Annotated in this window: 15 protein-coding genes; 7 read left to right on the top strand and 8 right to left on the bottom strand. The window is 72.4% G+C overall.

Going from position 1 to position 13,246, the window contains the following annotated elements:
- Window positions 1-57: 57 nt before the first annotated feature.
- The 7 genes from HJC40_RS30785 to HJC40_RS30755 all read left to right on the top strand — a co-directional run bounded on the left by HJC40_RS30785 (window position 58) and on the right by HJC40_RS30755 (window position 6,871).
- Window positions 58-747, top strand: coding sequence for a response regulator transcription factor (locus tag HJC40_RS30785; protein ID WP_250006429.1), 690 nt, complete (start codon window positions 58-60; stop codon window positions 745-747).
- Window positions 744-2,012: a HAMP domain-containing sensor histidine kinase gene (locus HJC40_RS30780; protein ID WP_250006428.1), complete on the top strand. Its 1,269-nt coding sequence runs from the start codon at window positions 744-746 to the stop codon at window positions 2,010-2,012. The genes HJC40_RS30785 and HJC40_RS30780 overlap by 4 nt, the downstream gene beginning before the upstream one ends.
- 99 nt (window positions 2,013-2,111) lie before the next feature.
- On the top strand, window positions 2,112-2,696 hold the full coding sequence (locus tag HJC40_RS30775) for a PepSY domain-containing protein (protein ID WP_250006427.1): 585 nt from the start codon (window positions 2,112-2,114) through the stop codon (window positions 2,694-2,696).
- A 318-nt stretch (window positions 2,697-3,014) separates the two neighbouring features.
- Window positions 3,015-3,659, top strand: a complete 645-nt coding sequence (locus HJC40_RS30770) for a heme oxygenase (biliverdin-producing) (protein ID WP_250006425.1) — start codon at window positions 3,015-3,017, stop codon at window positions 3,657-3,659.
- A 135-nt stretch (window positions 3,660-3,794) separates the two neighbouring features.
- Window positions 3,795-4,817 (top strand): alanine racemase, encoded by a 1,023-nt coding sequence (locus HJC40_RS30765; RefSeq protein WP_250006423.1) that lies wholly within the window; start codon window positions 3,795-3,797, stop codon window positions 4,815-4,817.
- 59 nt (window positions 4,818-4,876) lie between these two features.
- A complete protein-coding gene (locus HJC40_RS30760) occupies window positions 4,877-5,599 on the top strand; it encodes a GNAT family N-acetyltransferase (protein ID WP_250006421.1) in 723 nt (240 codons plus the stop codon).
- 9 nt (window positions 5,600-5,608) lie between these two features.
- Window positions 5,609-6,871 (top strand): alpha/beta fold hydrolase, encoded by a 1,263-nt coding sequence (locus HJC40_RS30755; RefSeq protein WP_250006419.1) that lies wholly within the window; start codon window positions 5,609-5,611, stop codon window positions 6,869-6,871.
- A gap of 39 nt (window positions 6,872-6,910) precedes the next feature.
- On the opposite strand, the gene HJC40_RS30750 is transcribed toward HJC40_RS30755, so the two are convergent.
- The 8 genes from HJC40_RS30750 to HJC40_RS30715 form a co-directional block, all read right to left on the bottom strand.
- Window positions 6,911-7,246 carry a transcriptional regulator gene (locus tag HJC40_RS30750; RefSeq protein WP_250006417.1) on the bottom strand — a complete coding sequence of 112 codons (336 nt, stop codon included), beginning with the start codon at window positions 7,244-7,246 and terminating at the stop codon, window positions 6,911-6,913.
- The gene (locus tag HJC40_RS30745; protein ID WP_250006415.1) at window positions 7,243-7,722 is read right to left on the bottom strand and encodes a hypothetical protein; all 480 of its coding nucleotides are present in this window, start codon (window positions 7,720-7,722) and stop codon (window positions 7,243-7,245) included. The genes HJC40_RS30750 and HJC40_RS30745 overlap by 4 nt, the downstream gene beginning before the upstream one ends.
- Window positions 7,723-7,828: 106 nt before the next feature.
- Window positions 7,829-8,362 carry a peptide deformylase gene (gene def, locus HJC40_RS30740; protein WP_250006413.1) on the bottom strand — a complete coding sequence of 178 codons (534 nt, stop codon included), beginning with the start codon at window positions 8,360-8,362 and terminating at the stop codon, window positions 7,829-7,831.
- Window positions 8,363-8,734: 372 nt separating this feature from the next.
- Window positions 8,735-8,983: a hypothetical protein gene (locus HJC40_RS30735; protein ID WP_250006411.1), complete on the bottom strand. Its 249-nt coding sequence runs from the start codon at window positions 8,981-8,983 to the stop codon at window positions 8,735-8,737.
- Complete coding sequence (locus HJC40_RS30730; protein ID WP_250006409.1) at window positions 8,980-9,270, bottom strand: hypothetical protein; 291 nt, start codon at window positions 9,268-9,270, stop codon at window positions 8,980-8,982. Before HJC40_RS30730 ends, HJC40_RS30735 begins: the two co-directional genes overlap by 4 nt.
- Complete coding sequence (locus tag HJC40_RS30725) at window positions 9,263-10,099, bottom strand: DNA-3-methyladenine glycosylase (RefSeq protein ID WP_250006407.1); 837 nt, start codon at window positions 10,097-10,099, stop codon at window positions 9,263-9,265. Before HJC40_RS30725 ends, HJC40_RS30730 begins: the two co-directional genes overlap by 8 nt.
- Before the next feature lie 11 nt (window positions 10,100-10,110).
- The gene (locus HJC40_RS30720; protein ID WP_250006404.1) at window positions 10,111-10,884 is read right to left on the bottom strand and encodes a hypothetical protein; all 774 of its coding nucleotides are present in this window, start codon (window positions 10,882-10,884) and stop codon (window positions 10,111-10,113) included.
- 54 nt (window positions 10,885-10,938) lie between these two features.
- The gene (locus HJC40_RS30715; protein WP_250006402.1) at window positions 10,939-11,175 is read right to left on the bottom strand and encodes a hypothetical protein; all 237 of its coding nucleotides are present in this window, start codon (window positions 11,173-11,175) and stop codon (window positions 10,939-10,941) included.
- Window positions 11,176-13,246: the final 2,071 nt, after the last annotated feature.

Below are 13,246 nucleotides of genomic sequence, written 5' to 3'. Positions count from 1 at the left end.
CGCTAAAGGACGGTTAAGACCGCAGGCCGGGGCGGCCCGGGCGACTACCCTCGGCCAATGGCCCGGCTGTTGCTGATCGAGGACGACGCGACCATCCGCACCCCGCTGCTGCGGGCGCTCAAGGAGCGCGGCCACGCCGTCGCCTCGGTGGCGACGGCCATGGACGGAGTGCGGGCCGCCCTCACCGACCGGCCGGACCTCGTCGTCCTGGACCTGGGGCTGCCCGATCTGGACGGCCGGGAGGTGCTGCGCATGCTGCGGGCGGTCAGCCAGGTGGCGGTGATCGTGGCGACCGCGCGCGACGACGAGGCCGAGATCGTCCGGGTGCTCGACGCGGGTGCCGACGACTACGTGGTCAAGCCGTTCACGGCGGCGCAGCTCGAGTCGCGGATCCGGGCCGTCCTGCGCCGTGGCGCGACCCCGCCGGCCGATCCGTCGATCACCGTGGGCGAGCTGACGATCGACCCGGCGGCCCGGCAGGTGCGGCTGGCCGGCGAGAGCGTCGAGCTGACGCCGCGCGAGTTCGACCTGCTGCACCACCTGGCCACCCGGGCCGGGCACGTGGTCACCAAGCGCGAACTGCTCACCGAGGTGTGGCAGATCCCGTACGGCGGCGCCGACAAGACGGTCGACGTGCACCTCTCGTGGCTGCGCCGCAAACTGGGGGAGAGTGCCACCGCGCCCCGTTACCTGCACACCGTCCGCGGCGTCGGGGTGCGGCTGGGCGCGCCGGAGCCGCAGCCGTGAGGAGCCGTCTCACCCTGCTCGTGCTGGCCACCACCAGCCTCATGATGATCGCCTTCCTGGTGCCGCTCGCGTTGCTCGTCCGGCAGGTGGCGCAGGACCGGGCGACCGTGCGCGCGACCGCCGACATCCAGAGCATCGTGCCGCAGGTCGGCACGGCCGAACCGGCCGATCTGAGGGTCACGGTCGAGCAGCTGGCCGCCACCACCGGGCGCCCGATCACCGTCTTCCTGCCGGGCGACACGGTGCTGGGCACGGCCGCACCCCGGACGCCCGCGGTGCGGTTGGCCGGCCTGGGCCAGAGCCTCACCGTCGCCTCGGGCGGCGGCCGGGAGATCGTCGTGGCGGTGCAGGGCCGCCCCGACGGGCCGGCGGTCATCCGTACGGTCGTCTCGCCCGCCGAGGGCAGCGCCGGCGTCACCCGGTCCTGGCTGGTGCTCTTCGGGCTGGGCGCGCTGCTGGTGGCGCTCGGCGTCCTGGTGGCCGACCGGCTCGCCCGTACGATCGTGCGGCCCATCACCGACCTCTCGGACGTCTCCCACCGGCTCGCCGGCGCCGAGCTCACCGCGCGGGCATCCCCCGAGGGGCCCCGGGAGGTCCGCGAGGTCGCCGGGGCGCTCAATCACCTGGCCGGCCGTATCCAGGAGCTGCTGCGCGCCGAACGGGAACAGGTCGCCGACCTGTCCCACCGGCTGCGGACGCCGCTGACCGCCCTGCGCCTCGAAGCCGAGGGCCTGCGCGACCCCGAGGAGAGCGCCCGGCTCAGCGCGGCCGCCGACGCCCTGGAACGGGCCGTGAGCGGGCTGATCCAGCAGGCCCGGCGCCGCACGGACGCCGATGCCGAGCCGGCCGGCTGCGACGCCGCCGCGGTGGTGGCCGACCGGGCGGCGTTCTGGGCAGTGCTGGCCGAGGACACCGGGCGCGAGATGACCGTCGACCGGGGGCCCGGGCCGCAGCCGGTCGCGGTGTCGGCCGACGAGCTGGGCGCCGCGATCGACGCTCTCCTCGGCAACGTCTTCGCCCACACCCCCGACCGGACCCCCTTCTCCGTACGGCTGGAAGCGGCGCCCGGCGGCGCGGTCCTGACGATCGCCGACCGCGGGCCCGGGATGCCGGCCGGTCTGATCCGCCGCGGGGTGAGCGGCGGCGACTCGACCGGCCTGGGCCTGGACATCGCCCGGCGGGCGGCCCAGACGGCGGGTGGGCAGCTGGAGATCACCGGCAGCGAGAACGGCTCGGTCGTGACGATGCGGCTCGGCCGGCCTTAACCCGGCCTTATCGATCATGCAGCGCGCCGCTATCCCGGAACGGGAGAGTCTCCAGGGGTCAACAACCGACAACCTGGAGGAAAGTCATGAAGCGCTCGTATGCCCTCGCTGCCGCGGTCGGTGCGGCCGCGGTCTTCGGTGTCGCGGGAACGGCGCTGGCCGCCGCCGACAGCTCGACCCCGTCGGACGACCCCGTCGGACGACCCCAGCTTCTCCTCGTCGCCATCCTCGTCGGCGTCGGCGTCGGCGTCGCCGTCGCCGTTCCGGACGGCCGAGCCCGGCTCGGTCACACCGACGCCGCGCGGCAGCGGCTCGGCGTCGACGGGGCTCGGCAGCGCCGCCGGTACTGCCGCGGTCTCGTTCCCGGCCGAGCAGGCGCGGGCCAGGGCGCTGGCCACGGTCGGCGGCGGGCGGGTCACCAAGATCGAGGCGGAGACCGAACACGGCCGGGCCATCTGGGAGGTCGAAGTGATCTTCAACGGCGTCGAGCACGACCTCGACATCGACCGCAGGACCGGCGCCGTCACCGACCACGACCGCGACGATGACCGAGGCCGCGATGACCGGGGCCGCGATGACCGGGGCCGTGACGACGATCGCGGCCGTGATGACCGGGGCCGCGGGGGTGACGACGATCGGCATGGTGGCCGGGGCGACCACGGCCGGCACGGCGACGACGACTGATCGCGGGCACTGTCGCCGGCGGCCGGGTCCGGTACGCCCGGCCGCTCGCGGCGCGCTCCTCTCCCGGCCGCTCGCGGCGGGCTCCTCTCCCGGCCGCTCGCGGCGGGCTCCTCTCCCGGCCGCTCGCGGCGCGCTCCTCTCCCGGCCGCTCGCGGCGCGCTCCTCTCCGGCCGCTCGCGGCGCGCTCCTCTCCCGGCAGCTCCGGGGTCTCGGCCGTGCCGCCGGTCCGCGCGGCGAATGTCAAGGCCCTGGTGATCTTGCTTTGGGGCGGCCTTTTAGGTGAGGCTGACCTAAGACGTCGCTCGAAAGGTGTGGGCCATGACCGAGTTCGCCACCCGGATCCGTCGCGCCACCATGGCCGAGCACCGTGAGGCCGAGACCCGCAGCTTCATCTCCCGGCTCATGTCTGGGCAGGTGTCCTATCCGGGCTTCGCGGCGCTGACCGCGCAATACCTGCACATCTACCGCGAGCTCGAGGCGGCCGCCGCCTCGATGCGGACCGACGTGATCGCCTCCGGTTTCGCCGATCCGGCGCTCGATCGGGTGCCGTCGCTCGAGGCCGACGTGGCCCACCTCGGGTCCGCGGCGGTGCAGCCCCTGCCCGCGACGCTCCGTTACGTGGAACGGCTGCGGGAGCACTGCCACACCTCGCCGGCGCATTTCATCGCCCATCACTACGTCCGCTACCTGGGCGACCTCAGCGGCGGGCTCATAGTCGGCCGGTCGGTCGCCCGGACGTACGGGCTCGGGTCGGGCGGCGTCGCGTTCTACAGCTTCGCCGGGATCGCGGACCCCAAGGCCTACAAGTCCGCGTACCGCGAGCGGCTCGACCTCCTGCCGTCCGTGTTCAGCCCGGCCGAGCTCGACGAACTCGTCGCCGAGTCGCAGCTGGCCTTCCGGCTCAACGCGGCCGTCTTCGCCGAGATGGGCGATCGCCACCCGGCCGGGATGGCCGCAGCCTAGGCCGCTGCTGCCGCTGCCGCTGCTGCCGCCGAACGAAGCCGTAGCCACCGCCTGCTCCAGGGCGCCGCCGGGAACCGAGGCTCCGTTCTTGAGCCTAGGTTCCTAGGATGGCTTAGGGGCTGCGATCATGCTCGCGTGGAGACCCCTTACGTGGCTGTGGACGTCGACGTGCTGGACCGCAACGTGCGTCGCATGGCTGCCGGCGCCGCCGATCGCGGCCTCGTGCTGCGCCCGCACGCCAAGACGCACAAGACCATCGAGATCGCCCGTCGTCAGATCGAGCACGGCGCGGCCGGTCTGACCGTCGCCACGGTCCGGGAGGCCGAGATCTTCGCCGACGGCGGCGTCACCGACCTCTTCATCGCGTACCCGATCTGGCCCTCGCCCGAGCGGGCCCGCCGCCTCCGCGCTCTGGCCGATCGTGTCGCCTTGCGGGTCGGCGTCGACTCGGTGGAGAGTGCCGAAGCCCTGGCCCGGGCCGTCGGCTCGCTCGACGTGCTGGTCGAGGTCGACAGCGGCCACCACCGCAGCGGTGTGCAGCCGGCCGAGGCCGGGGCCCTCATCGGTGCGGCCGAGCGGCTCGGTCACCGGGTGCGCGGCGTCTTCACCTTCCCCGGTCACAGCTACGGGCCGGGGCTGCGCGAGCCGGCCGCGTCCGACGAGGCCCGTGCGCTCGCCGACGCTTCCCCGCACGCCGAGGTGCGCAGCGGCGGCTCCACGCCGACGGCGGGGCTGGCCGATCTCGGACCGGTCAACGAGATCCGGCCCGGCGTGTACGTGTTCAACGACGCCCAGCAGGTCGAACTGGGCACGTGCGCTTTCGGCGACGTCGCCCTGACCGTGGCGGCGACGGTCGTCAGCCGTACGGGGAACCGCGCCATCGTCGACGCGGGCAGCAAGGTCCTCGGAGCCGACCGGCCGGCCTGGGCCACCGGTTTCGGCCGCCTGCCCGACGTGCCGGACGCGCGCGTCGTCGCCCTCTCCGAGCACCACGCGACCATCGAGTTCCCGGACGGGACACCGGCGCGCGGCGATGTCCTGCGGGTGGCTCCGAACCACGTCTGCACCACCGTCAACCTCGTGGAGGAGCTCGTGGTCGTCTCCGGTGGAAGCCAGGTCGACAGCTGGCGGGTCGCCGCCCGGGGAGCCAACACCTGACAGCGCGGGAGTCGGCGGCCGCCGCCACGAACCGGGTCGGCGCGCAGTAATTTGATCGTGTGACCCCGCCGTACCGCTCCGAGATCCGCCTTCGTCTCGACGATCCCGCCGCGCAGCGGGACGTGATCGCGCTGGGGTATCGGCGTGAGGGGATCGCGCGGGGCGCCGGACCCGATCGGGAGGACCTGGTCGTGTGGGCCCGGCTGGCCGACGACCCCGAGGGGCCGTCGCCGCGGGCGCTGCCCGACCTGCCGGGCGGTGAGCTCACCGACGGGGTGATCCGGGTGCGGCCGGTGCGGTCCGAGGATCTCGACGGCTGGTACGAGTTGCGCAGCCTGCCCGAGGTGGTGGCGACCTCGGTGCCGCCGGTCGCGCCGCCCCGGGCGGAGGTCGAGCGCCTCTTCGCGTACGCCGAAAGCCGTTGGCTGGCCGGCGAGGCGGCCGCGATGAGCATCGTGGACGCGCGGAGCGGGTCGTTCGCCGGGCAGATCGCGCTGTACTACTTCCAGCCGCACCACCGCGAGGGGATGCTCGGGTACGGGGTGCTGCCGGCGTTCCGCGGCCGGGGCTACGCGCGGCGGGCCGTCGAGCTGGTCACGAAGTGGGCGTTCACCGAGGCGCGGCTGCAGCGCGTCGTGGCGGGCACTGCCGTCGGCAACATCGCGTCGCAGAAGGCGCTGCAGGCGGCCGGCTTCGAGGTGGAGGCCCGCCAGCTCGGCATGTTGCCCGCGCCGGACGGCGGACGCATCGACAGCGTCCTCTATGTCAGACGCCGGCCCTAGGGTAAGGCCATGATTGCTCACCCGGGTCTGCGCTTCGCCGATCACACCGTCACCGTGCCGCTGGACCATCGCGATCCGGGCGGCGAGACGATCGAGGTGTTCGCCCGCGAGGTGGTGGCGACCGACCGGGCGAGCGACGATCTGCCCTGGCTGGTGTTCTTCCAGGGTGGGCCGGGCGGCAGTTCGCCGCGGCCGTTGCGGGCCGAGGGGTGGATCGGGCGGGCGGTGCGGACCCACCGGGTGCTGCTGCTCGACCAGCGCGGCACGGGCCGCAGCACGCCGCTGACCGCGCGCACGGCCGGTGAGCGCCCGGCCAAGGAGCTGGCCGCCTATCTGCGGTTGTTCCGCGCCGACAGCATCGTGGCCGACGCCGAGGTGCTGCGGTCGCGGATAGCCGGCGGCGCGCGCTGGGACACGCTGGGGCAGAGCTACGGCGGCTTCGTGACCATGACCTATCTGTCGCAGGCGCCCGAGGGCTTGCGTACCTGTTACGTCACCGGGGGTCTGCCCGGTCTGACGGCGACGGCCGACGAGGTCTACGCGCGGACCTATCCGCGGGTCGCCGCGAAGAACGCCGGTTACTACCGGGCTTTCCCCGGCGATGCCGCGGCGGTGCGCCGGATCGCCGATCACCTGACCGCGCAGGACGTGCGGCTGCCCGACGGCGACCGGCTGACGGCCGAACGGTTCCGGTTGCTCGGCACCCTGTTCGGCATGAGCTACGGCTACGCCTATCTGCACTGGTTGCTCGACGAGGCGTGGCACGGCGACCACCTGTCGGCGACTTTCCGGTACGAGGTGATGGCCCAGACCGCCTTCGTCGACAAGCCGCTGTATGCCTTGCAGGAGTACTGCTACGGCCTGCCGGGCGGCGGACCGACCGGCTGGGCCGCCGACCGTGCGCTGGCCCGGCATCCGGGGTTCGCCGCCGCCGCCGACCCGCTGCTGTTCACCGGCGAGATGATGTATCCCTGGATGTTCGAGCAGATCGCCGCCCTGCGCCCGTTCGCCGCCGCCGCCGGCCTGCTGGCCGAGGCCGACGACTGGCCCGTGCTGTACGACGGGGCCCGGCTGTCCGCCAACGAGATCCCGGTGCTGGCCGCCGTCTACCACGACGACATGTACGTGGACGCGGGCCTGTCGCTGGAGACGGCCGCCGCCGTGGGCAACGTCCGGGCCTGGGTGACCAACGAGTACGAGCACGACGGCCTGCGCTCCGGCGGCGAGGCCGTGCTGGGGCACCTGATGGACATGGCGGCCGGCTTGCGGTGATGCCCCAAGCCGGCCCGGGTGTGTCCTGGCTCAGCGGTCTCAGTCGGAGAAGGCCTGGACCGGGTCGGGGAGCACGGCCAGGCCGGAGCGGGCGACGATCTCCTGCAGGGCGGCCACGTGACCGGCGAAGGCTTGCCGGCCCAGCGCGCTCAGCCGCACCGACGTGCGCGCCCGCTTGCCGATGAAGGCCTTCCGGATGTCGACGTAGCCGGCTTCCTCGAGCGTGGTGAGCTGCTTGGACAACGCCGAGTCGGAGAGCCCCACCTGGTCGCGGAGATACTTGAACTCGGCCCACTCGGTGGCGGTCAGCAGGCTCACGATCGACAGTCGCGTGGGCGCGTGGATCAGCTCGTCGAACCGCGGCTCGACCGTCATCGGACGCCCCCGAGCGGCCGCGAGAGCATGACCGCGCGCAGGTGCGACATGAGCGCCGGGCCGCCCAGGGCCAGCCCGGCCGCGACCGGCACGCAGCCGATCGTGGCCGGCGCGGGAACGCCGAGCGCGGCCAGCGTGAACGACAGCCCGAGCCCGGCCGCGACCAGCACCAGGGTGAAGGCCGCGATGGCCAGCCCGCCCCGCACCCCGATCAGGCGGTTGCGCACCTGCACGCGCGACCGGCGCGCGAACGCGACGATCAGCCCGGCCAGCCCGGCGGCGTAGGCGACACTGCCGGTCGCGACCAGCCAGGGACGTCCGCTCTCGACCGAGGCCACGAACAGCAGCATCAGCCCACCGATCGACGGCCAGAACCACGCGGGCACCAGATCGGCCTCGACGACCTCCGCGCGGCGGGCCCGCACCTCAGCCAGGGCCAGCTCGGCGTCGACGGGTGGAATGCGCGGAAGGTCCATGGCTTTCTCCTCAGGCTGGAGCCGGCCAGCAAAGTATGCGCTCCACTTTCCTGGCCGGCAAGTGCTTTCCGCCTGGACGAGTCGACCGTCCCTCAGCCGCCCGGCTTCAGTGCGGGCTGACCTTCACCCGGGCGTCCGACCAGGCCGCCTCGCGGATCGTGGCCAGGATCCGCTCCTGACCCTCCGGATCCTGACGGTCGATGAACAGCACGCCGTCGAGGTGGTCGGTCTCGTGCTGGATGCAGCGGGCCAGCAGCCCGGCGCCGACGATCTGCACCGGGTCGCCGTGCTTGGTCAGGCCCCGGGCGACGACGTTCATCCGCCGCCTGGTGTCCAGATAGATCCCCGGGATCGACAGGCAGCCCTCGGGCCCGTTCTGCTCCTCGTCGTCGGGGAACTCCAGGCCCGGGTTGATCAGGTGGTCGAGTCGCAGGTCGTTGCCCGGCAGGTCCGGGTTGACGGCGAACACGCGCAGGCCGACGCCGATCTGCGGGGCGGCCAGTCCCGCGCCGCGCGACTGCGCGAGCGTCTCACCCAGGTCGTCGACCAGCTTGTGCAACTCCGCGTCGAAGACGGTGACCGGCTCGGCGACCTGACGCAGCACCGGGTCGCCGACCTTCCGGATGGAAATCACGCTCATGTGGCACCTCCGCTGTCCGACGGTAGCCAAGTCAGCCGTTGCGGCGGTTTCCGGGCCCGCATGTTCAGCCTGTGAGATCCGGCACCGCGGACCGGCCGATTACCGATGAACTGTCGCGCGACTCCCACGTTCAGGTGGCGGGAGTCTTCGTGTCCGGTGAGCGAAAGGCAGGTGCGCGGATGAACGCCCACGGGTGGCCGGCTCGCGGTGGCCGTCGGCGCGCCGGAGATCCGGCGGCCCGCCGGGCCCTCGCGCCGATCGACGGGGGCCGCTGCCCCGTGACCTTCCGGCGGCGGCACGCGACGGCGCTGACCCCGCGCCGATCCCCCCGGTGCCGCGACGCCGCCCGCCGCCTGTTCCCGCGCGTGCCGATCAGTTGACCGCCGATCGCCAGGCGGTGTGCCGCCGGCGCAGATCGGCCCGGCTCAGGTCGAGCCGCCCGAGGTCGTGGTAGTTGGCCACCCACGACTCAACGTCGCGGTGAGAATTGTCCAGCGCGACCAGGTCCCATCGCCGCCGATCGGGCACAGCCAGCCCGGCCGCGTCCTGGTAGGCGGTGAGGAAGACGTCGGCCACGCCGGGCCCGTGCAGCAGCGCCAGGTCGAGCCGGCACCAGCTCACGTGAGCACCGTCGGTTCACCGAAGCGGACGCCGGACGGGTCGGCCGCGAGCAGCCGCGGCGCGAGCCCGCCCAGCCCGTCCACCATGGTCAGGACTCGGGCCTCGTGGGCCGCCGCCGGGTCCCCCGAAGGGAAGCGGCGCAGCACGACCTCGGCCGGGTCGCCCCCGGCCCCGATCAGGTGGGTGGCGGCGTGGGTGCCCCCGGCGAGCCGGCGTACGCAGGTGACCGGTCCACCGGTCGTCTCGGCGATCCAGTCCAGCGCGGCCGGTGGGGGAGAACTATCCACTGATCTCGGCGGTGCGGCGCTCGCGGAGGGCGCGCAGGTGCACGACCGCCCACGTCCGGTAGGGCCGCCAGGCCTCGGACACCTGCGCGGCGGTCACCTCCGGCCCGTACCGGAAGGCGACCTCGGCCTCGAAACGGGCCTCGTGGCCCGGCACACCGTCGGGGTGGTTGGCCCCGCGCAGCACGACCAGTTCGGCGGCGAAGGGGCCGAGCCCCTTCACCTGCCGCACGCGGGCGACGGCTTCCTCGGCCGTGAGCTCGCGTAAACCATCGAACACACCGTCGAGCGCCGCCTCGGCGACCGCGCGCAGAAACTCGGCCTTTCGGCCCGGCAGGTCGGCGTCGAACGATCGGAGCTGCTGCGGCGCGGGAAAGGCGCCATCGGCACCGAACAGGTCCGAGCGCAGCCGCGCGGCCTGCGTGATGCGTACGCGCTGCGACAGCACCGCCCAGGCGGCCGCCTCGTACGGAGAGAAGAACCCGCACGGCCGCAGACCCGGCAGCTCGCTCTGGGCGGCCGCGATGATCGGATCGCGCGCGCCGACCCCGGGCCAGCCCCGGCCGTCGACGTCGAGGGCGAGGAACCGGGCGGTCTGCTCGGCCGCCGCGTCCAGATCGCCGTCGCCACCGACCGTGATGTGGGCCGCCGTCCCGTCCTGCCGGACCGTCACGCTCGCCGTCGACCAATCGCGCTCCACGCGGAACACCGTCCGCAGGGCCTCGTCGCTCTGCGCGCGCAGCGCAGCCGGCGCGAACCCCTCCCAGAAGGCGCGGCTGGCCGCCAGCGACCAGGGACCGGCCACTTCTCGTACGACGGTGTGCTCGCTCATGCGTCCCCCGCTCACCGGCCGATGGCCGCAGCCGCCCGCTCATAGCGCCGCGCCTCGTCACGGACGTCCGGTACATCGTCGCGTTCGTTGGTGGTCGCCATCCGGAACAGTAGCGCCCGGGCCACCGCCGGCACGCTCACTCCGACAGCCTCCAGGAGCGAGGCTCGCGCGTCGTGCCAGCACAAGGCGTCGGCGACGACCACACCCTCCGCGTACGCCGCCGGTCGCCAGTACGGCGAGATGTCGATGATCGCCGGCGGCAGCCCCGGCGCGAACAGCACGTTCTGCGTCAGGTCGGCGTGCACCAGCTGCGGTTCGCCGAGCGGCGCGAGCGCCCCGGCCAGCCACGACGCCACCCCGGCGAACTCGGGCCGGAAGCGGACGGACCGCTCGCCCCAGGCCGCCCGGTCCCCGCGGGCCCACCAGTCCTGCCGCGCCGCGAGGAAACCGGGCCGTCGGACGTGGGCGACGGCCCGGTGGAAGGCCCGCCCGGCCGCGAGGATGTCCCGCCACGTCGACTCCTGCGCATAGTCGGCCTCGGCGCCCGCCACCCAGCGCGTCGCCGACCAGCCCTCGCAGGCAAAAGACCCGTCCCGCGTACGGGCGGGCGCCGCCAGCCGGAACCCGCCGGACCGCAGCCCATCGAGCTCCTCGACGACCGGCCCGGCCTCAGGCTTGAGCACCAGCCCACCGGCCAGCCACGACGTCCCCCGCCCACCGGCCAGAGCCCGGGCGGGCCCCTCGACCCCGAACGCGCGCAACACACCGGCCGGTGGCGAAGACATGTCACGGCACGCTAGGGAAGGAAGTCGCCGCTGTCGACGCGATTACCGCCAAGCTCAGGCGCCGTCGAACAGCGCCACCACCTGGTTCCGGTTCATCGCCGCGGCCGGCCGTTCCGGAACGCCGCGCGTGTCAACCGACTCCTCGGTGTCCGACGGCCGCACCCGAGCCGGCAGCCGCCCGAACCGCTCCCGCCGCTCGCGCCCGACCTCATCGACCGGCGAAGCCTCGTCGCTCTCCATCCGCCCATTGAACCGCATGCCCGTATTGCTCTCGGCCGTCTTGACCGCCACCCGATCGGAGCCACGCGAGGCCGACTCGCACCGGGCCGGGAGCTGTCGGGGCCGACTGCCATCGCGCCGCTATGGATGACGGTCAGGTCGAGTTACGGCCGCACCGATGGAGACAGTGGCGGGGGGCGGTCGAGTCGGATTCCGGGCGAAGCCTTTCACGCGCCCGGAACATGTCTCACCATGGCCGCCGCCGGCCTCGGCTCATGATATGCCCAAGCCGAATGTATTCGCCTGATATATCTAAGCCGAATGTTTCCGCCTCATAGGGCGACCGCATTCCGCCGTATCCACGCCGCCGTCATGTCATTGCTGAAAGGCGTGGATGACCGTCGCCCGCGTGCTTACAGTTTCGGCGACCAGTTCCCGACGCCGTCACGGTTTCGTCCGGTGTCGTGTGCGTCCGGCCGTATGATTTGCGGAATGTGTTCGGCTCGGCGCCCGTGGTTGACTGCCTGCGCTGGGTGAAGCCTTTGGGTGAACTGATCGCCGGAACGGACTTTGCTGCCGGGCGAAGTTCGGTCGGGTGGCGGAAATGCTGTATGGAAAGGAGCCCGCCCAAGAAGCGATCAGTCGGCGATGTTGCCCGTGCTGGTGGAAGCGAAAGTTGCTCGACGCCAGGACAATGCGCGGAGCGCGCTGTGTTCCGATCGGTGCGCTCGATGCGGCTTGCCATGGCTTACATGCCTTGGCGGCGCGAACCGCTGGGATGCGGGGGTCCATCCGGGTGGTGATCGCTGAGCAGGCTCGACCAACCGTCGGCTCGTTTGGCCGCTCTATGCTTGGTGAGGGAGTCGCTGTCGAATTGGCCGTATCGGGCGGATTGACCGTGGCTGTGCGCTTCGGGACGGCCGCACATCGCGTGTCGTCGTTGGCGACTGTGCCGCTGTGGGGCGGCATGGGGGACGCCGGTTTGCTGTCGCTTGGGCCGACGGCGCATTTGGGTGCGTGCAGCTCCGCGTCTTCGGCTCGAATGCGGCTCAATTTCTCAGCGTGTCTCCGGGCGAGGCCCCAGATGCGGCGGCGAGCCTGTTCGCGACGGAATTGCTCACGCTCGGGAGAATACTTCCGGGATCTCGTCCGGTCACGCATGATCGACAATTGCGCCGAGGTGAACAATTGAAGCTGCCGCATCAGGCAATTCTCCTCCTCGATCAATGAGAAGTCCAAGCCGCGCTGCGCGTTCGTTGTGCCATTCTCAAGATGCGGCCAGTGGCTATATTAAGGTCAATCGATGGCCGATGGCCGATGGCCGATGGCCGATGTGTCTTGGGTGATGGGCGACGGGTGATGGGCGACGGGCGACGGGCGACGGGCGACGGGCGACGGGCGACGGGCGACGGGCGACGGGCGACGGGCGATACTATGTTTCAACTCGCATCGGCGCCGCGAGCCGACTGCGATAGATGGGATCGTGGGCGGCTGTCGTAAAACGCCACCCATGATGGGGAAGATGTAGTGGCGACTCGATTAAGAAGCATTGGTGATCGGTCGGCTCTGCTGACTGATGGAGAGGGCAAAATTGCGGATTCCTGCGTGGGTTGCTGCCTGGCCTTTTGGTGGCATGGCAAAAATGTGGCGATCATTCCTGTGCCATTGAGCGCATATGCGGAATAAGGGTGCCACTCGTCTCATTTGTTTGGCCCGTCATGAAGCTGGACGTGACGGGCCGCAGGGGACCCGGTGGCCGTGGAAGTGTGACGGGCCGCGGGGAAAGCGGCGAGCCGCAGGAGTCTGACGGGCCCTGGAAGCCGCAACGGGCGGCACGAGTGCGGCGGGCCGCAGGAGTCTGACGGGCCCTGGAAAACGCAACGGGCGGCAGGAGTGCGGCGGGCCGCAGGAGTCTGACGGGCCCTGCAAAACGCAACGGGCGGCAGGAGTGCGGCGGGCCGCAGGAGTCTGACGGGCCGGAGGGAAACGCGACGGGCCGTAGGTGTGCGGCGGGCCGCAGGAGGTGACGGCCCACAGGGAAACGCGACGGGCCGCAGGGGTGCGGCGGGCTGCAGGAGTGCGGCAGGCCGCAGGGAAACGCGACGGGCTGCACAGGAGTGCGGCAGGCCGCAGGGAAACGCGA

The organism is Actinoplanes sp. M2I2 (assembly GCF_023544445.1).
GTDB lineage: Bacteria > Actinomycetota > Actinomycetes > Mycobacteriales > Micromonosporaceae > Actinoplanes.
This window is presented reverse-complemented; position numbering and strand designations above follow the sequence as displayed.

Bases quoted from the DNA above. Each gene is read 5' to 3' on its own strand.
- HJC40_RS30785 (WP_250006429.1), top strand. From the start codon at position 58: ATGGCCCGGCTGTTGCTGATCGAGGACGACGCGACCATCCGCACCCCG.
- HJC40_RS30775 (WP_250006427.1), top strand. From the start codon at position 2,112: ATGCCCTCGCTGCCGCGGTCGGTGCGGCCGCGGTCTTCGGTGTCGCGG.
- HJC40_RS30770 (WP_250006425.1), top strand. From the start codon at position 3,015: ATGACCGAGTTCGCCACCCGGATCCGTCGCGCCACCATGGCCGAGCAC.
- HJC40_RS30755 (WP_250006419.1), top strand. From the start codon at position 5,609: ATGATTGCTCACCCGGGTCTGCGCTTCGCCGATCACACCGTCACCGTG.
- HJC40_RS30750 (WP_250006417.1), bottom strand. From the start codon at position 7,246: ATGACGGTCGAGCCGCGGTTCGACGAGCTGATCCACGCGCCCACGCGA.
- HJC40_RS30745 (WP_250006415.1), bottom strand. From the start codon at position 7,722: ATGGACCTTCCGCGCATTCCACCCGTCGACGCCGAGCTGGCCCTGGCT.
- def (WP_250006413.1), bottom strand. From the start codon at position 8,362: ATGAGCGTGATTTCCATCCGGAAGGTCGGCGACCCGGTGCTGCGTCAG.
- HJC40_RS30725 (WP_250006407.1), bottom strand. From the start codon at position 10,099: ATGAGCGAGCACACCGTCGTACGAGAAGTGGCCGGTCCCTGGTCGCTG.
- HJC40_RS30720 (WP_250006404.1), bottom strand. From the start codon at position 10,884: ATGTCTTCGCCACCGGCCGGTGTGTTGCGCGCGTTCGGGGTCGAGGGG.